Below are 19,448 nucleotides of genomic sequence, written 5' to 3'. Positions count from 1 at the left end.
AACCAGTTAAAATGATCAACTACCTATTAGTTTTCAAACCAAAAGGAGGAGAAAATATGAGTTTCGGCGGTTCTTGTGGTTTTGGTGGAGGTTTCGCTTTATTAGTTGTGTTATTTATTTTATTAATTATTGTTGGATGTAGCTGTTGGAGCTAAGGGTACTAATTTCTAATTAGTCTCTTCTAAATGTAAATTAAAAAAACATAGCAGATACTTTTTGTATTGAAATAAAAAAGGAGCCATTATGCTCCTTTTTTATTTATTATGCAACGTGCTCTCATTATTATATTTTGGGAATGTAATAGTTAAAGTAGTTCCTTTATTAACGATACTTCGGATTTTTAAACTGCCTCGCATCGTTTCAATAATTTTAACAGCAACCATCGTTCCTAAACCCGTACCTTTCGTTTTTGTACTAAAATATGGTTCGCCAAATCGATTAATTTGCTCTTGCGACATTCCAACTCCACTATCTTGAATCCTTATTATGACCTTATTATTGCTAACAGTTGCAGAAATAATTAGATTACCGCCACATGGCATTGCTTCTATACTGTTTTTTATTAAATTTAAAAAACATTGATGGAAGTGCTGTGTATTACCAATAATTGTTCCCTCTGAGAACTCTTTTGTAATATTAATATTATTCATGTTACAAAAAGGCAACATCATATTAATAACTCGATTTAACTCGTGCTCCACTGAAATATGATCTAGTTTTTCTGAAGCCGGTTTGGCAAAAGTTAAGTAATCATCAATAATTGCTTGTGCACGATTTAACTCTTCAAGAATATGTTCAATATACTCATCTTTGGATTGTTGAGTTATATTGGGTGTTTTTAAAAGTTGTGCAAATCCTTTTACAACAGTCAATGGATTCCTTACTTCATGTGAAATACTTGCAGCGAGTTGGCTGACAATCTCCATTTTTTCAACTTTTATTAATTTTGAACGCATAAATATTGCATCTTTTAAAACCTCATTAAAATAGACCATAAATAATATTAAAATAGTTGGTAATAGAATGAAATAAATAATGTACAAATTATTCACTTCAAAATCTGATAGAGTTAAAACAATTACTGTTGTAAATATTGCAAGGAAAAAAGTTAAAAACATAGATGAAGTTACTTTTATTTTCCTATTGTATGTATTAAATTTTGATGATGCGAATGCTGTAATGATTAACATCGTTCCATAAACAATGATTGTTAACAGGCTAAAACCATAAAACATAAAACGTATTATTAATAAAATCATGAGTAATGCAATACCGACTGGAAATCCACCATAAAGTGTACCAATTAAAAAGGGGATTTGTCTTAAATCATGAATATAATTTTCATCCATATAGATGGGATACCGCATACATAAAATTAGTGGGATACTCGTACAAAGAATGATAAGTAGTTTCTTATATTTCTTCCCGAAGTACCCACTATCATAAATAAAATAAAAAACAAATATACTGCTTAAAATATAAAGAAGATTATTTAAAACATTTTGATTAATATAAACAAAGTTCATAATACATGCCCCGTTATCCTGAATTTCAATCCCATATGTATTATACATTATAAAAGTGCAAGTTTTACATGTACTTTTATAATGTATGTAGTTTTTATAGATTTTCAGTGTTATAGGCTTTTAACCATGCATTATTAAACTCTTCCATTGACGCATAGCGCTCACTACGATTTTCATTTACAGCACGGTATGCTACTTCATATAAGCCTTCACTAGCTTCCCATTTCATAAAGGAACGATCTTGCCCGCCACCTAGTAGTGTAAAAGCTATAGCCCCCATATTAAATACGTTTGTTTGTCCGTCTATTATAGAGTTAAGTTGAAACTCTTCAGGTGACATAAAACGAGATGACCCCCACATTCGTCTCATCTTATTTACATACGGTTTGTTACTGTATAAATCAATATCACAAATTTTTGTTTCATTAGTTTTAAAGTTGTACAAAATACTACCGTCATAAAAATCAATAGCTACATAGTTTTTGTGTTCAACGTAAGTATGGAAATTAAAAATAGAATTTAATGAAATTAGCCTATTTTTAACGGATAATTTCTTATATTTATAAAATGGTGAGTTAGGATCATTGTATTTTGCTGGGGGTGGGAAACTCCAGTGCGGGTGAAGACATTCACCGTCAAACCAATCGAAAATTAAAACATATCCATGTTGTACAGGATAGTGATCAATTAAACTTATAAGAGAAACGTGTTTTAATTCATTGTATATAGTAACTGAGCTTTTTAATCTTTGTATAGCTTCATTTGTAGAAGCATTATATGCGAGTGTTTGTGCCCCTGCATATTTTATAAAGTTCTTTTTCCCATTCTTTTCAACACCAAAACTTATATTACCGGAATCTTGTTGGTCAAAAACCGCAAATACTGTACCTAGTTTTGTAAGCCAATCAAAATTATGATGTTTTTTTAGTTGGAATGTTATAGTATCTAACTGAATTTTAACTGGAATATATTTCATAATTCACTTCAAATTTAATATAATTAAGTTGTCCATTACAGTATTCGACATATTTTGTGAAATCCCTATATTTATAAACTTAAATTTTATAAATATAATAATATATAGTTATAAGGAGGGAAGCAAATGGATGGAAAAATCATAATTAAACCGTACCAACAATATTGGCATACAGAGTTTTTAAATGAAAAAAATAAAATTGTGCCGTTACTCCATGAAGAAATTATTGCCATTGAACATATCGGAAGCACAGCCGTAGAAGGGTTAGGGGCTAAACCTCTTATTGATATGATGATCGGCGTAACAAATTTACAAATTACCGGAAATTGGAGGGAAGCCCTAGAAGAAATTGGCTATGAATATGTTCCTAAAAAAACACCTAATTGGCGTTTTTTTAGAAAAGGTAAATGGAGAGCTGGTACCCACCATTTACATGTTTATATTTATAATAGCGAGGAATGGAGGAACAACCTTTTATTTCGAGACTTTCTAATAAATCATGAGTGGGCACGTGAAGAATATAGAGTATTAAAAGAGATGCTTGCTGCTGCATATCCTTTTGATCGTGTTTCATATACAAATGCAAAAGCACCGTTTATTTGCAACATATTAGAATTGGCCAAAAAGGAGATAAATAAAATATAAGTAGTCTGCAGATTCTCATTTTATTTTAATCTTTCTCTCACGCTATTCTCTCTTTTACTTGATACACTGCTGAGTATAGAGCTTTTGAGTCAAAAGGAGATTATATAAAATGGAGAAAATACTTAGAAATAAATATTTCCATATATATGTTAAAATCATCGGTATTACTATTATTGTTTGTAGTGTAGAATTGCTATTTATTAATGTTTTGTACGGGAATGTATTAAATGTACAATGGCTAAATAAGAAATTAGGTTCTTTAGGTGAATACGGGGTAATTATAGCTGCATCATTATGGTTCTTACGTCATATATGGTTATTTTTAAAGAAGAAACATATTCACGGATTTAAAATAATTAAAGAGCTATATCTTTTTATAAAACATTTTCACGTATTAATTGGATACGCTGTAATAGCTGTTGCGACTACTCACGGTGTTTACTTTTTAATAAAAGGAAGTCGTCATATAATACTAATATACAGTGGTATATTTTCTCTTTTAACCTTAATAACATTAGGGGTTGCGGGATTTGTTTTACAGAAATCTAATCAGAAAACAAAATTGAAGATGTATCGAAAAGCACATCAAATTATTGCAGTCATATTCGGAATAGGATTACTTATTCATTTAATCGTATAGGAGGAAGTATCGTTGCAACATATACTAATTATTGAGGATGAGGAAAGCTTAGCAGATTTTTTAGAATTAGAATTAAAGTATGAAGGATATATAGTAGATATACAACTTGATGGAAGAAAGGGATTAGAAGCAGCACTTGAAAAGAATTACGATCTCATATTACTTGATTTAATGTTACCAGGATTAAACGGACTGGAAGTATGTCGTCGACTAAGAGCAACTAAAAGTACACCTATTATTATGTTGACTGCTCGTGATAGTATTATGGACCGTGTGACAGGGTTAGATAGTGGAGCTGATGATTATCTTCCAAAACCGTTTGCAATTGAAGAACTTTTAGCACGTATGAGAGTGATTTTTAGGAGAGAAGAAAATACAGAGCAAAAGCACGCATCATTTCTTTCGTTTAAAGATCTACAGCTTCAGATTGAATCTCGAACTATAACTAAAGGAAATGAAGAAATTGAACTTACAAATAAAGAATTCGAGCTACTGCTTATGTTTATGAAAAATATTAATCGAGTTCTTACCCGTGATATTTTACTGGACCAAGTATGGGGTTATGATGCAATGGTTGAGACGAATATAGTCGATGTATATGTTCGTTATTTACGTAATAAGTTACATAGTGTGGATAAGGAGGAGTATATCCAAACAGTCCGCGGTGCTGGATATATAATGAAATGATAAAAAACATTGTGCACCGAATTCGAAATTTACCTATAAAGTGGAAATTAACACTTTGGTCCACTACACTAGTATTCATTTTGTTTATTTTGTATAGCACGTTACAATTCATTGTAATTAATAAGTGGACTATAGATTATGAACAGAAACAAATAAACAGACAATTGACAGAAATAGCGGCATATTTTCAAGATAAAAACGAAACGCTCTCGAGCAAAACATTTGAAAATAGTAAAGAATTTCTAAATAATATGATTGATAAACATCAAATGATTCGTATTATCGGAAATGATGGAAAGCCCATTGTTACTGTTTCTCGAGATTTTAATGAAGCTTGGATAAAACCAAAACAGGTTACCCAAGATGAATCCTTAATAAAAAGACATATAGAAGATCGAATATTAGTTGAGCGCATACCAATTCAAACAAAAAAATTCACGGGAACTATTGAACTTACGAAAAACTTAGAGACATTTGATCATTTATTAAAAATTATCTTAGTGGTAATGGTCTTTGCAGGGATATGTGGATTAGTGTTTAGTTTTTTAGGCGGAATACTTATAACGAAAAAGCTTTTATCAAGTGTTCAAAACATAACGGATACGATGAAGCGTATTAAGAAAAACGGACTAAATGAAAGAGTTCCAGTACGAGAAAATAATGATGAACTCGCAAAATTATCGATTCTTTTTAATGAAATGATGGATGAAGTAGAAACTTCTTTTACACAGCAAAAACAGTTTGTAGAAGACGCATCGCATGAATTAAGAACACCATTAACAATTATTCAAGGGCACTTATCAATGCTGAATCGATGGGGGAAAAATGATAAAGCTATATTGGATAAATCTCTTCAATCCAGTCTAAAAGAAGTAGATCGATTAAATAAATTAGTTTCAGAACTGCTAGAACTATCAAGAGCTGAAGCAGAACAGATGCATCCAATAGCAGTCGAACGAGTCCATGTTAATAGCGTATTAAAACAAGTTACACAAAACTTTGCAATACTGCAAACTGACTTTCAATTTGATATGAAATTGGATGCAGATGAAGCGTATGTTTCAATACCATCATCTTACTTAGAACAAATAATTATTATTGTAATGGATAATGCAGTGAAATATACAAAAGAAGCTAATAAGTATATTTGCATTGAATCAAGTATGCGGTCAGGCAAAATTAAAATCCGAATAATAGATCATGGGGCAGGAATACCTGAAGCAGATTTACCATTTGTTCTTAACCGTTTTTATAGAGTTGATAAAGCGAGAAGCCGAAAACAAGGTGGAAATGGGCTAGGTTTATCAATTGCAAAAAGGCTTGTAGAAAAATATAACGGAGCTATTCAATTAGAGAGTAAAGAAAACGAAGGAACAATTGTTACAATTACATTTCCTGATACTACACATGAATAGTTAAAGGTAAAAAATTCTTTTTGAAAATACTCTTTAAAAGGAGGAATACATTTTGTATTTCCTCCTTTTTTGATGCTTAGTAATCAAATTATTTTATTTATTTCGATATTTAAAGTACATTGAAAGGATTAAGGGGGAATAATTAATGGAAGCTATTGTACATCAACATAAAAAAGGGTTAGAAGGTTTAGAATATAAATTATCACCGGAGATAACTCCTAATGCGGGGGAAGTTAAAGTGAAATTAAGAGCAGCAGGTTTAAATCATCGTGATTTATTTATAATGAATAATAGAAAAGAAATGGAACTACCATTAGTTTTAGGGTCAGATGGTGCAGGTATTGTTATAGAACTAGGAGAAGGAGTTTCAAATATTTCACTACATACCGAGGTTATTATTAACCCTAGTATTGGATGGAATAATACTCATGAAATACCAGAGTTACCTGAAGTACTAGGTGGACCAGCCGATGGAACGTTTGCTGAATATGTTATTGTACCAGCAGAAAATGTAGTGGAAAAGCCATCATATCTTACGTGGGAAGAATCTGGCGTTTTATCTTTATCGGCATTAACTGCATATAGAGCGCTTTTTACAAAAGGTAGATTAAAACCTGAAGAACATGTCCTAATTCCGGGAATCGGCGGTGGTGTAGCTACTTATGCTATGTTATTTGCTAAAGCAATTGGAGCAAAGGTGAGTGTTACTTCAAGGATAGAGGACAAAAGAAAGGCTGCTGAAAAATATGGAGCAGACTTTTCTTTTAATAGTTCTGGTAATTGGGACGAGTGCCTACATGGAGAAAAAGTGGATTTAATTATAGATAGTATAGGTCCGGCGACTTTCTTAAAATATTTTGATATATTAAAACCAAATGGAAGAATCGTTAACTTTGGTGCAAGTTCAGGAGATAAAATCGAATTACCGTTACGAGCATTATTTTATAATCAAATCGATATTATGGGAACATCAATGGGGAGCAGTGAAGAGTTTAATGCGATGATTCATTTTATAGAGGAACATAATATTAAACCAATCATTGATAAAGTATATCCATTAGAAGAAGCAATTCAAGCTTTAAATCGAATGCAGCAAGGAGAACAATTCGGTAATATTGCCCTTCGTATGGAATGAAAATATGATTTCAGAGAAATTATATTTAAATGAACATGTTAAGTATTATATTCATGCATAAAGTGTTTACCATACTATTTAAAATGTTTTACAAGCTTTATACATACTTAGCTCTTGTAAATAGTTACACGATTGTCAAATGAATAGTAATAAAATGAGAATTAGATGAGAAAAGTTTAAGCCCATTTTCATATTGATGTTGTATACTGTGTAAATCAAGAACACTTGTATCTTTATTTAAAGTACAATGAGTAATAATAAGGAGAGAGTAATATGAATTACACAGTATTTCAATGGATTAATAACTTTGCTGGATCATCCAAGCTATTAGATACGCTAATGATCGCTATTACAAATAGTGTTCCATATGTAGCTATTCTATTCATGCTTATCCTATGGTTCAATAATGGAAAGAAAGAGAATGCAATTAGAAAACAATATACAGTGTTATATACGACACTTTCAGTTAGTATTGCATTATTAGTAAATGTTCTTATACATGCGGTATATTACCATCCGCGTCCTTTTATAACACATCATGTAAATCAATTAGTACCGCATGCAGCAGATTCATCATTTGTAAGTGATCATTCTGTACTCGTATTTTCGATTGCTTTCGTATTTATTCTAAGAGGAGAAAAACTTAAATATATCGCGTTAATATGGGCAATATTAGTCGGTGTATCACGCATGTACGTAGGCGTTCATTATCCTCTAGATATACTTGGTGCTGCGTTCTTAACATTTATTACAAGTGGATTAGTGATGCAAAGCGCACGTATATTTGAACCGTTAGCAAGTTTTATTTTCAAAATGTATGCACTAGTAGCAAAACGAGTTCCTTTTTTAGCGAAATATAACCACATAGCGTAAACTTAAGAACCTACCAAAAAGTAGGTTCTTTTTATTTGAAGATTCGAAAAATTTCACTCACCGTATTTTATATTTAAAAACATAAACGATCAGAAACAAATAGCAACTTAGATTGTTTTCTTATCGTTTTAGAGGAATTCACTGAAAAAACTACGAAAAATATAGTATCTAAAATAAAAAAGTGCATCTTCGCATTAATGCATTGTAAAGGAAAGGAGATTAGTATGCATAAACTTCAAACGAATAAAGGCGCTCGATATATGATGATTGCTTTTATTGTTTTGTTTCTTACTATGCTTTTACGTATATTTTATATTCAAGCAGTAGGAGTCGTGCATAATGTTAATGTAAAGGATCTTGCGAAGGAACAACAAAACAAAAATGGAGTTTTAGAGGCAAATCGCGGGACAATTTATGATCAAAACGGTAAAGTATTAGTCCAAGACTCAACGACATATCGCATCGTTGTAAACTTAAAAGGAAAAGATAAATTAAAAGATAAAGAAGATACTGCACAACGTTTAGCAGATGCGCTTGAAGTTGATAAAGAGGAGATCATGAAAAATTTTCATGAAGGACGTACGCAAGTTGAAATTGGTAAAATTGGACGGAATTTACCTAGAGAAGTGAAGGAGGAAATAAAAAAATTAAAAATACCAGGGGTGTCATTTACGACAGAAAAAGCTAGAGTATATCCAAACGAAGACTTTGCATCATATATCCTAGGTTTTGCTAGGCCAGATGAAAAAGGAAATGCAGAAGGTAAGTTTGGACTCGAACAAAGTCTTGATAAATATTTGCGCTCTACAAACGGAAATGTAAAATATGTAGGTTCACGAAATGGTATCCCACTTACAAATGATATAGGAAAAATAGAACCTGCTAAAAATGGAAATAACGTATACCTTACGCTTGATAAACAAATTAATAGTTTTTTAGAAGATGCAATGAACAAAGCGGAGCAACACTATGACCCTTCTATGTTAGTAGGAATTATTGCAGATCCAAAAACAGGTAAGATTTTAGCAATGTCTAGTAAGCCTAGTTATAATCCTAACAAGGGAGACATTGAATATTTTTTAAACGATCCAATTGCGAATGCATTCGAACCAGGGTCTACAATGAAAGTTTTTACATTAGCTGCTGCAATTAATGAAGGTGTATATAACGGGAAAGAATATTTCCAATCAGGAAAATACGCAGTTGGTTCAGCAGAGATTAAAGATCATAATGGCGGCTATGGATGGGGTTCAATTACATTTGATGAAGGGTTTGAACGGTCATCGAACGTTGCTTTTTCTATTTTAGAAGATCAGTTACTGAAACCAAATAAATTCAAGCAATATATGAATAAATTTGGTTTCAATCAAAAAACAGGTATAGATTTGCCTGGAGAAATTAAAAATACATTATTGCTAAATACTCAAATCCAACAAGTTACTACTTCTTTCGGTCAAGGCTCTACTGTAACCCCTATTCAAATAGTACAAGCAGCCACAGCTATAGCAAATGACGGGAAAATGATGCAACCTTATATTGTTGATAAGGTTGTAAATCCAACAAATAAACAAGTTATTATGGAAAATCAACCTAAAGAAATAGGGAATCCGATTAAAAAAGAAACCGCAGATAAGGTAAGGAACTTAATGGAGCGTGTTATAACATCATCTAAAGGAACGGGAACGATGTATAAAATTGATGGTTATCCGATTGGTGGTAAAACAGGGACAGCGCAAATTCCGAATCCTGAAAATGGACGATATATGGAAGGGAAAGATAATTATATTTTTTCATTCTTAGGAATGGCTCCAATTGATGATCCGCAATTAGTCGTATATTTAGCCATTAAGCAACCTAAATTAAAGGGGAATGAATACGGTGCTCAGCCTCTTGCTGAAATTTTTAAACCAGTTATGAAAAATAGTCTAGAATATTTAAAAGTGAAACCATATACAGAAAAACAAATGGCAGATGCAACAAAGCAATCTGAAATAAAAGTACAAAATTATGTAAATCAAACGATGGATACTGTAAAAAACATTGCAGAAAAAGAGAAACTTCAGCCGGTATTATTAGGAGAAGGAAAGATAATAAAACAATATCCACAGACTGGCGAGGTAATGAGTGAAGGAGATCGTATATTTTTAGTGGGAAATAATGTAAAAATACCTAATCTAAAAGGTTGGTCAATGCGTGATGTTATGTATTTCTCTAAGTTGTTGAAATTAGATTTAAAAACAACAGGTACAGGGTATGTAACGAGTCAAAGCATTGAAAAGGGACAATATATACAAGAAGGTGATACTTTAAAACTAGATTTGGAACCGCCTCTAGAACCATTAGCAGAAGCGAGTACAAATTAATATCGAATTTTGTAAGAGTCTATAGTATAATAGGCTCTTTTTGTTAGAGTTACATGCAATTTCACGCACCGTATTTTTTAATAAATAAAAAATCAAGTTACAAAATTATAAAGGTTGCTCACTTTTAAAAAACTGATTATTCTTTTTAATCATTTACAATATAAAACCTATGTGATAATATGGAAAAAATCAAATGCAGTGAAGAGAAGAGTAAATAAAATGAATTTTTCACAGAGAGCTCCATTTAGCTGAAAAGGAGCAAAAATTCTTTATTGAACCAAGCCTCTGAGCAGCACATCGGAACCTTCTAAAAGTGGATGGTGTGACGGGAGCTCCCGTTATAGAGCTAAGGTATAAGCATGAAAATAGTGCAGTACCTGATAAGGTTAATATGGCGACATATTAACAAACTAGGGTGGCACCGCGATGATAAATCTCGTCCCTAAGACTTTAAGTCTTGGGGGTGGGATTTTTTTATTGTTTTAAAACAATTTAGAAAGCGGGTGCCTAAAGTGAAAAAATTACTTAAAGATTTGAAATATCCTTTATTACTATTGTCCGGAGTTGGTATTGCGAATTTAGGTGCATGGATTTATTTAATCGCACTGAATGTACTTGTCTATAATATGGGTGGCTCAGCCTTAGCTGTCGCTACTTTATATGTGATAAAACCATTAGCCACTTTATTTACAAACGCTTGGTCAGGAAGTATGATAGATCGTTTAAATAAACGAAAGTTAATGATTCACCTTGATATATACCGCGCAGTATTTATCGCCATTTTACCCTTGCTTCCATCTCTTTGGATTATCTATCTTTTAGTATTCTTTATTAGCATGGCTAGTGCGATTTATGAGCCAACTGCTATGACATATATGACGAAATTAATTCCAGTAGAGCAAAGACAACGTTTCAACTCACTACGTAGTTTAATAGGATCTGGTGCATTTTTAATTGGTCCAGCAGTGGCGGGGATATTATTAATAACTGGTACACCAGAGTTTGCTATATATATGAATGCTATAGCATTTCTGTTATCAGGGTTCATTACATTGCTTTTACCTAATCTTGATAAAAAAGATGATTCTAATACATCCAATGATAAATTGTCACTAACTGTATTAAAGAAAGATTGGAACATAGTTTTAAATTTTAGTAAAAAATCTATGTATATTGTTTGTGTTTACTTCTTATTTCAAGGGATGATGGTATTAGCTACCGCTATTGATTCACTTGAATTATCATTTGCGAAAGAAGTTTTATTGTTAACAGATAGTGAATATGGCTTTTTAGTTAGTATCGCTGGAGCGGGTTTTATTTTAGGAGCCATAACAAATACAATTTTATCAAAAAAATTAACACCTTCATTTCTAATTGGGATAGGATCATTATTCATTGCAATTGGATATTTGATTTATGCTTTTTCAAGTGAGTTTTTAATAGCTGCTATTGGATTCTTTATTTTATCTTTCTCTATGGCATATGCAAATACAGGATTTTACACATTTTATCAAAATAACGTTCCGGTTCATAGGATGGGACGAATCGGGAGTATATACGGGCTCGTTATAGCTGTTTTTACAATTTTTATAACGATTCTGTTCGGCGTTGCAACTCAATTCACTTCTATACAACTTGTAGTCATTGTAGGAGTATTGGTAATGCTACTTATTACTATCATATTGTGCGTGTTTACTTTATTACCATCGCAGTCTAAGGTATATTCCGCTGAATCAATAAATTCGAAATAGTTCCCTTGGTTTTTATTTGAAAATTAGGGGTTGAATAGGAGGTTTCTTTCCCCTATATATGGAAAAATAATAAGGGGAAAGAACAATACCAATAAACAAGGGTGGTTATTATGATAAAAACAAAAGATCAAATAGAGAAAATTGTAAAAGAAATACATCGGAATATAGATTTTTCTGGGGTAGTCTTAATAAAAAAAGATGATGATATTATTTATGAAAATTCATTTGGATATGCTAACCGAAGTGAATGTATAAACAATACACTACAAGCAAGATTTGGAATTGCCTCAGGATGCAAATTATTTACTGCTATCAGTATCTGTCAACTTGTTGAAAGAGGTGTAATTACTTTTCATACAAAGTTAAAAGATTGTCTACATATTAAATTCCCAAACTTTAATGAAGATATTACAGTACATCAACTTTTAACGCATAGTTCGGGTATTCCAGATTATTTTGATGAAAGTATTATGGATAACTTTGAAGACCTTTGGAAACAAACTCCTATGTATCTATTAAAAAGTTTAAAAGACTTTTTACCATTATTCCAAAACAGTAATATGATGTTTACACCAGGAAGTAAGTTTTACTATAATAATGCAGGTTTTATTATACTTGGATTAATTATAGAACAGCAGACAGGACTTGAATTTACGGAATATATAGAAAGAAACATATTTGTTCCAGTTGGCATGAATGATTCAGGCTATTTCTCTTTAGATAATTTACCAAAACATACAGCTCTCGGATATATAAAGGATGGAAATAGTCAAAAATGGAGAACAAATGCATACTCTATACCCATAAAAGGAGGTTCTGATGGTGGTGCTTATATTACTGCACCAGACATGGTGAAATTTTGGGAAGCTCTATTTAACAATGAAATATTAAGCCACGAATATACGAAGTTACTTTTAACTCCTCATATTTTAGTGAATAATAGCCAGTCTTACGGCTATGGAATATGGATTGAAAAAAGACAAGGAAATATTTTTAAATATCATGTAATGGGATATGATCCAGGCGTGAGTTTTCGCTCGGCCGTATACCCGGAATTAGGAATTACATTAGTTATTCCATCAAATAAAGGGGCAGGACCTGAAAAACTAATGGTAGAAATAGAAGGAGCTTTTTAATTACATGGATATAAAAATTAGAGCATATAAAAAAGAAGACGAAATAAGCTAGGTACGTTGCCGTGCGTTATCTTTTTTAGATACAGCATATTATGACAATGTACTTAGAGAGAAAGAAAAATATGAAAATCCTACTATTCAATTAGTAGCTATATATGAAGACCAAGTAGTAGGATTGATAGATATTGAATATGAAGTAAAAGGGCGTACTGTTTGTTCAAGAGGAATAGGGCTTGGCGGTATGATTTGGCATATTGCAGTTCATCCCGATTTTCGCAGAAGGAGAATTGGTAATCAACTATTAAATGAAGCAGAAAAGATGGCTAAAGAACTTAAGCTAAATCGATTGGAAGCATGGACTAGAGACAATCTGTGGGTACATGGATGGTATGAAAAAAATGCTTTTGTAAACGTAGATTCATATTTACACGTATATTCTGATCATACAGATGAAATAAAAGATGTAATAAATAGTAATATAAAACAGTTAAATCCGGTTCAAACATTTGCTCATTACACCGGTGAAAATAAAGAAGAGATAAGAAAACAATTTAAACGGGTTCATGATTGCCTCTGCTTTGAAAAGTATTTTAGTTAATGTGTGATAAGCGATAAATTAAAAACCTTCATTTAAGGTTTTCTTTAATGGACTGTAATTCTATACAGATAAAAATCAAATTATACGCATCTGATTTTTCCAGTTGGATATTTAAGTCGCAATTTATATTATCATATGTAAGAATAATGATATATAGCTTTGATATTGATCTGAAGGGACGTGTTAGCAATTTGCATATGATAAGTGGTAGTTTATTTATTATTTTGGGAGTTATCTGTTATTTGATTGTACGAAGTATTTTAATTGGGATGAAAAATAAAAAGCATGTAAATTGGTGGAAAGAATTAATTAGTTTTCTATTTGTAGTATACATTTGTATGGTTATTGCAGTAACTTTATTCCCTTTACCAATTGGCTTTCCTTCTAGTATTGAAAATCTTAGTCATTCAGTCAATATTCTCCCCTTTGCATCAATTATTAAAGATATTAGTCAAATAGGGAGTGCTTATGATGGTGATGTCCTATTTATGACTAGTTTAATCGTAAGAAATGTAGGCGGGAATATTTTATTATTAATGCCTTTAGGATTTTTAGCACCAATAATATGGGATACATGTAAAAAGATCAAAAATATAATTTTATTAGGTTTTGTTATATCAGTTTGTATTGAATTGTTACAATTAATTGAGTCGTTATTTAGTGGATGGGGTCGCATTACTGATATTGATGATGTAACCTGTAACGTTCTAGGCTCTATTCTTGGATTTACTATTTATAAAATGGCTTTAAAGCTAGCTGTTAAACTTAACATTCGAATATTAGATAAAGCTGATTCTAAAGGTGTAGAATCTATTGATAACTAAAAGTTTAAACGGGTTCATGAATGTACTCGTTTTGAATACAGGTACTAAAAGACGTACGAGTAAAAAGTACGTCTTTTTACTTTTATAAATAATGCTTAAGACTGATGAAAAAGAACACTCCATATTTTACAATTTAATGTAGCTATTGTATTTCAAGTATCGAATAAAGAAAGAAGAATATAATTTTTAAAGGGAACGTGTAAATAGGGGGGATTTAATTGGATATTATCGTTGTTATTCTTATTATCGTTTTAATGCAAGGGAAAGAACGTAAAGTGAAAATTAATCGTATTTGGCTTGTTCCAGCTTTATTGTGCTATGTAACAATTCAGTCCATTGTTCACATGGAGCAAGTAACTTTATTGCAAGGACTTCTCTTCGTTGCAATGTTTGGAATTGGATTGACACTTGGGATTATTAGGGGGAAAGCTTTAACATTTCGGTTAGATAGTGAAACGGGTCATGTATTACGAAAAGGAAATTGGTTAAGTACAATTATTCTCCTTGTTATTTTAGGTGCGAAAATCGTGATTAAGCAAAGTATGTTTTCTGGCAGTACGCACTCCACATTAATGGTTGTAACGAATGCCTTCCTCTGTATCACATTAGGTACAGTAATTAGTAGACGATATTATATTTGGAAAAAATATAATGAATTAACACAAAGAGTATAAAAAAATTCATCCCTTGTTTAACAATCTTTTGAATGGTGATACTAATTAACATTGAACTTTTTACATTAAGGGATGATATTATGATTTTTATCTACACAGATTTCGGTGGAACGCATACAACCTCGCTAGCTGCAGCTTATCATTTAAATAAATTACCAACTGATCGGAAGTTAACGAAAGAAGAAATTTTAAATGTGGAGTACTTTAATAAATTGAAAACAGAAGATATGGGGAAAATTATTTTTCATGGACAAGATGAATATGGGAATCCCGTATATACAATTGGCTGCGGGGCATCAAAGGTTGTTGTACCTGCAATGAAGCATTTAGGAGAGATTCTGCAAAAACATTATCAAAACCATGATAAGATTATTTTTTCTAATACATCACCAACAGTTCCATTGCCAATGACTTTAGGCGGTTTGTTTTCTAGAAGATTTCATATTGATTTTATTGGTGTACCGTTACTCGTATGGGGAGCAAAAATTTGCTGTGATAACATCCAGCGACTTGTCAGTTATACGAAAGAAGCGGGGCGAATGACGAATGATTATGTTGTCATTTTAGATAACGAAACATTTAAGTAATTTAATGTTAAAAGAAAGCCGGAAAATTTTGTGGTTTTCTTTTTTTTGATAAATAGACAAAAAACATTCACATTTATTATACATCTACTATAGCCAAAATAATAAAGTCCTGTTACTATTACAGGGGATATTCTCTTTTCGTAAGATAAATATATAGAAAAGTCAGAAAAGAGGAACAGAATAAGGGAGGAACAACATGAAGCGTGTTGCTTGGTTTACTGATAGTACAACTGCGAGTTTTACAACAGATGGTGATAACTTTGTTATCCCAATTGAAGTTATTATTGATGGAGTGTCTTATAAGGATTGTGAAGAAGGAGTTCATAAACGTCTTTATGAAGCGTTAAATGATGGAAGAACAGTTACTACTTCGCAACCTAATATAGGGGAAATGGTAGAATTATTTACTAAATGCAAAGAAGAATATGAAGAAGGCTTTGCAGTTGCTATTAGCGGAAAAGTAAGTGGGACCTATCAAAATATGAAGTTAGCTGCTGATATGGCAGGTTTCCCTTTAACTGTATTAGATAGTGAAACGACAAGTTATCCAATGGATGAACTTTTGAGAAAAGCTAAAACGTTATACAATGATGGTATGACTTTACAAGATATACATAAAACATTAGTAGATGAAAAAAGAAGGCCTTTTTATGTATTTCCAAAAAGCTTAAAAGGTTTATATGCAAGTGGTCGAGTAAAGGGAGTTCAATTTTTACTTGGAAGTTTATTAAGTGTCAACTTAATCTTAGAAGTAAAAGGCGGAGAACTTTTACTTGAAAAGAAAGTGCGTAAAATCCAAAAATGTAGAGAATACATTAAAAATGAGCTTGAAAAAGAATTACCAAAAGTACTTCATATGTTCTATGCTAACGATAAAGATGGAGCTGAAGAATGGATTTCAGATATTAAACAATCATTTCCTGAAATGGATTTCAAACTGTATCCATTACCGATTTCATTTGCTGTTCACGCAGGTGAAGGTACAATAGCAATTAGTTATTAAAAGGAAAACCCGTGAATGATTCGCGGGTTTTTTATTTAATTAAATTGAAATTGGAGGCATATCACGTCGCTATCAAGCAAAAAAGCTCATTTTATCGTTTTGAGGAGCAACCAATCCCTCAACTTGATTTGAAATTAAAAATATAAAACTTTGCCTACTGGCTGAACAGTTTCTAGAACCGTATCGACCATTTCTTCATTGATTAGGGTTCTTATAATCCAGGCTGAGAGATCTTGAGCAGCAAAACAGCCTGCAGCAGTCGAGATATTTCCTTCGTTTACGAAACCTTGTTCAATAACGTCTACATCAAATTCTTTAAGCTGTTCTACTGCGGATGGATATGTAGTTGCTTTTTTGCCAGTTAGCAATTTTTTAGCTCCTAGTAGTAGTGAACCAGAACACATAGATCCTATTAATTGTCTTTGAGGATCTACATGAATACTAGTAATATATTCTTGGTTTTTATATAAATCTTGTACCCCTTTGCCACTTGCAAATATTACAGCGTCAGCAGAAGGAATATCGGATATGCTTCCTGTCATGGGAATACGTAAGCCAGACATGGATATATGAGTTTTTTCCGTTCCTAATAGTTGAACGTTCCAATCAGAAATACCGCCAACTAAACGTACACGATTTAATAAATCCCATGGTAGAAAAACATCTATATCAGTAAAGTTATCGAAACAGACTATTGCAATTTCCATTTTCTAATCCACCCCTTACTGTTGTTACCAGTGCCAATTAACTTTTCTAATAAAACAATTGCTTTAACATTTGATTCTAATTCCATAAGTATGTCCCCTTATTTACAAGATGAACTTCTCCTGTTTATGTTCTATATTAAGTTATAAATCCCTGTATATTCCATGCATTTGAAAGAGGTGTTAGCAATTTTTTAACTCACCCAAACATATAAATCAATTAAATCTCCTGCTTGGTTTCTACCGATTCGTTCTACAAAACCAACATTTTTAGCAATAACTCGTAAGGTATTTGGAAATGAGAATCTTTAACTTTCTCGAGCAAGTTGGTGTAATTCATCACATACAGAAATAGAAATAAAAGCGTCATCCTTTCTTAGAAATTCATAGAAAGAAACATGTTTTATCGTTATTAGGGAGTATTTTGTTTCATTAGAACAGTAGTCCTGCTCCACTGGTTAAATAAAGGAGAGGCGATGATATCCGTTTACATGTATATTTTATTAAATAGAATATTATACACTTATAAAATATGTGGCATTGAAATATCCTATACATACCTTAAATTCTGTTGTATAGAGAGATAAAAGGATTTTTAAAGATAAAAATAGAAATCTATATAAAAATATATACAAATGGTAGGGATATTATGAAAATTGGTAAGTTTGGAGAAGTAAATAACATAAGTATTGATACAATTAGACATTATATGGATCTCGGACTGATTATTCCTGAAAAGAAGGGTGGCCATTATTTTTTTGATGAGTATTGTCAAAAAGATATAGAGCTTATATTAGAGTACAAATGGCTAGGTTTTAGTTTGAATGAAATTAAAGAACTTTTTCTGTATCAAAATTTAGCAAAATCTATGAATTACGAAAAAGATACTCTTTACCAATCTTTATTTAAATCGAAATACGAAATGTTTGCACAAGAAATACAAATTTTAGAGGAGAGAAGGGATAAATTAAAAGAAGTGTTAAATGATTTATCGCTAACAAATGAAACTCCGAATTCTATTATTGGGATAGATTTAAGCGTACTTCATTTACTTACATGTTTTAAATGTAGCAAAAACCTAATTCTTCAAAATGGAATTATTAATTGCAATCAAATTACAGAGGGAAAGTTAATTTGTAACTGTGGGGAAGAATACATTATTACTTCAGGTATTTTAACAGCTGGCAATTTATTTAAAGCATATGAGCGATCTTCACTTGAAAGTTCTATTTCAGATTATATTCATGAAACTGATACTGCATATTTGGAAAATATGCATAGAGAAGGAGAATGGGCGAAAAAGAAATTAATGCAATTAGATTTAAATAACAAAATACTACTTGATATAGGATCGGGTCTTGGGTTCTTTTTGCGAAATATTTATGAAGAACTACCCGAGGATTGCTTATTTATTGCAGTTGATCGAGATTTGAATAAACTACTATTTTTAAAAGATGTATTAGAAAGAAGAAATCCGAAAAGAAACATTCTCTTTATCTGTGCTGATTTTTTAAGTATACCTATTCGGAATCAGTCTGTTGATATTGTAATTGATCAGTCTGGTACTAGTAATTATAGTTTTGAGCATGAGAATTTTTTACTTCACAAATTAAATTCTCTTTTAAAACCTGATTGTTATTTATTAAGTTTATTTATTTTATTTAAAAATTTTAGCATAAATAGCCAAATTGAAACTAGGTTTCGAGAAAATTTTACACTTTCAAAAGTAACGAAAGAAATCCAAAATCTACAGTTTCAATTCATTGATGAAAGAACTTCAAATTATTTGGATCGAGGCGGAAAGTACGAGGATTTCTTTGTTCAAGGAGAAGAAATTTATACATATTCATTTTTCGGAAAAAGATGGAGTTAACCCCATCGCTACCTGATTGTATGACATAGAACAGTTGT

At 31.6% G+C, this 19,448-nt stretch carries 18 protein-coding genes, 1 pseudogene and 1 other annotated feature; of the genes and pseudogenes, 16 read left to right on the top strand and 3 right to left on the bottom strand.

The window, feature by feature from the left end:
* The first annotated feature begins 56 nt into the window (after nt 1-56).
* Nucleotides 57-155, top strand: coding sequence for a YjcZ family sporulation protein (locus MR066_RS00880; protein WP_000007808.1), 99 nt, complete (start codon nt 57-59; stop codon nt 153-155).
* A gap of 99 nt (nt 156-254) precedes the next feature.
* On the opposite strand, the gene MR066_RS00875 is transcribed toward MR066_RS00880, so the two are convergent.
* Together MR066_RS00875 and MR066_RS00870 are read right to left on the bottom strand one after the other, a co-directional pair.
* Nucleotides 255-1,574, bottom strand: coding sequence for a sensor histidine kinase (locus MR066_RS00875; RefSeq protein ID WP_242245645.1), 1,320 nt, complete (start codon nt 1,572-1,574; stop codon nt 255-257).
* A gap of 46 nt (nt 1,575-1,620) precedes the next feature.
* Nucleotides 1,621-2,502 (bottom strand): protein kinase family protein, encoded by an 882-nt coding sequence (locus MR066_RS00870; RefSeq protein WP_242245644.1) that lies wholly within the window; start codon nt 2,500-2,502, stop codon nt 1,621-1,623.
* A 126-nt stretch (nt 2,503-2,628) separates the two neighbouring features.
* On the opposite strand from MR066_RS00870, the gene MR066_RS00865 reads away from it, so the two are divergent.
* From MR066_RS00865 to MR066_RS00800, 14 genes and pseudogenes are all read left to right on the top strand, one after another.
* On the top strand, nt 2,629-3,147 hold the full coding sequence (locus MR066_RS00865) for a GrpB family protein (RefSeq protein WP_002085248.1): 519 nt from the start codon (nt 2,629-2,631) through the stop codon (nt 3,145-3,147).
* A gap of 109 nt (nt 3,148-3,256) precedes the next feature.
* Nucleotides 3,257-3,787 (top strand): hypothetical protein, encoded by a 531-nt coding sequence (locus tag MR066_RS00860; RefSeq protein WP_002085249.1) that lies wholly within the window; start codon nt 3,257-3,259, stop codon nt 3,785-3,787.
* Between the two features lie 12 nt (nt 3,788-3,799).
* Nucleotides 3,800-4,474 carry a response regulator transcription factor gene (locus MR066_RS00855; protein WP_002032425.1) on the top strand — a complete coding sequence of 225 codons (675 nt, stop codon included), beginning with the start codon at nt 3,800-3,802 and terminating at the stop codon, nt 4,472-4,474.
* Entirely contained in the window at nt 4,471-5,889 is a 1,419-nt protein-coding gene (locus tag MR066_RS00850; protein ID WP_242245642.1) for a HAMP domain-containing histidine kinase, read from the top strand. The genes MR066_RS00855 and MR066_RS00850 overlap by 4 nt, the downstream gene beginning before the upstream one ends.
* 145 nt (nt 5,890-6,034) lie before the next feature.
* The gene (locus MR066_RS00845; RefSeq protein WP_242245641.1) at nt 6,035-7,024 is read left to right on the top strand and encodes a zinc-binding dehydrogenase; all 990 of its coding nucleotides are present in this window, start codon (nt 6,035-6,037) and stop codon (nt 7,022-7,024) included.
* A 273-nt stretch (nt 7,025-7,297) separates the two neighbouring features.
* A complete protein-coding gene (locus tag MR066_RS00840; RefSeq protein WP_002085252.1) occupies nt 7,298-7,897 on the top strand; it encodes an undecaprenyl-diphosphatase in 600 nt (199 codons plus the stop codon).
* Nucleotides 7,898-8,121: 224 nt separating this feature from the next.
* Nucleotides 8,122-10,260: a penicillin-binding protein gene (locus MR066_RS00835; RefSeq protein WP_242245639.1), complete on the top strand. Its 2,139-nt coding sequence runs from the start codon at nt 8,122-8,124 to the stop codon at nt 10,258-10,260.
* A 189-nt stretch (nt 10,261-10,449) separates the two neighbouring features.
* Nucleotides 10,450-10,707, top strand: a binding site (T-box leader).
* Nucleotides 10,708-10,772: 65 nt separating this feature from the next.
* Nucleotides 10,773-12,011: an MFS transporter gene (locus MR066_RS00830; protein ID WP_242245636.1), complete on the top strand. Its 1,239-nt coding sequence runs from the start codon at nt 10,773-10,775 to the stop codon at nt 12,009-12,011.
* A 110-nt stretch (nt 12,012-12,121) separates the two neighbouring features.
* Entirely contained in the window at nt 12,122-13,147 is a 1,026-nt protein-coding gene (locus tag MR066_RS00825; protein WP_242245635.1) for a serine hydrolase domain-containing protein, read from the top strand.
* 4 nt (nt 13,148-13,151) lie between these two features.
* Nucleotides 13,152-13,745, top strand: a pseudogene (locus tag MR066_RS00820) (GNAT family N-acetyltransferase).
* A gap of 197 nt (nt 13,746-13,942) precedes the next feature.
* Nucleotides 13,943-14,569, top strand: coding sequence for a VanZ family protein (locus tag MR066_RS00815; RefSeq protein ID WP_396022268.1), 627 nt, complete (start codon nt 13,943-13,945; stop codon nt 14,567-14,569).
* 218 nt (nt 14,570-14,787) lie between these two features.
* Complete coding sequence (locus tag MR066_RS00810; protein WP_242245631.1) at nt 14,788-15,243, top strand: CcdC protein domain-containing protein; 456 nt, start codon at nt 14,788-14,790, stop codon at nt 15,241-15,243.
* 80 nt (nt 15,244-15,323) lie between these two features.
* Nucleotides 15,324-15,830: a DUF3189 family protein gene (locus MR066_RS00805; RefSeq protein WP_002085266.1), complete on the top strand. Its 507-nt coding sequence runs from the start codon at nt 15,324-15,326 to the stop codon at nt 15,828-15,830.
* Nucleotides 15,831-16,026: 196 nt separating this feature from the next.
* Nucleotides 16,027-16,833 (top strand): DegV family protein, encoded by an 807-nt coding sequence (locus tag MR066_RS00800; RefSeq protein WP_078176616.1) that lies wholly within the window; start codon nt 16,027-16,029, stop codon nt 16,831-16,833.
* Nucleotides 16,834-16,967: 134 nt separating this feature from the next.
* Here MR066_RS00800 and MR066_RS00795 read toward each other — a convergent pair whose 3' ends face one another.
* The gene (locus MR066_RS00795) at nt 16,968-17,540 is read right to left on the bottom strand and encodes a DJ-1/PfpI family protein (RefSeq protein ID WP_242245630.1); all 573 of its coding nucleotides are present in this window, start codon (nt 17,538-17,540) and stop codon (nt 16,968-16,970) included.
* 646 nt (nt 17,541-18,186) lie between these two features.
* Here MR066_RS00795 and MR066_RS00790 point away from each other — a divergent pair.
* Nucleotides 18,187-19,410 carry a methyltransferase domain-containing protein gene (locus MR066_RS00790; RefSeq protein WP_242245629.1) on the top strand — a complete coding sequence of 408 codons (1,224 nt, stop codon included), beginning with the start codon at nt 18,187-18,189 and terminating at the stop codon, nt 19,408-19,410.
* The last annotated feature ends 38 nt before the right edge of the window (nt 19,411-19,448 follow it).

Source organism: Bacillus cereus group sp. BfR-BA-01523 (genome assembly GCF_022662615.1).
Classification (GTDB): domain Bacteria; phylum Bacillota; class Bacilli; order Bacillales; family Bacillaceae_G; genus Bacillus_A; species Bacillus_A mycoides.
The sequence above is the reverse complement of the archived record's forward strand: the minus strand, read 5'-3'. Positions and strand labels throughout refer to the sequence as shown.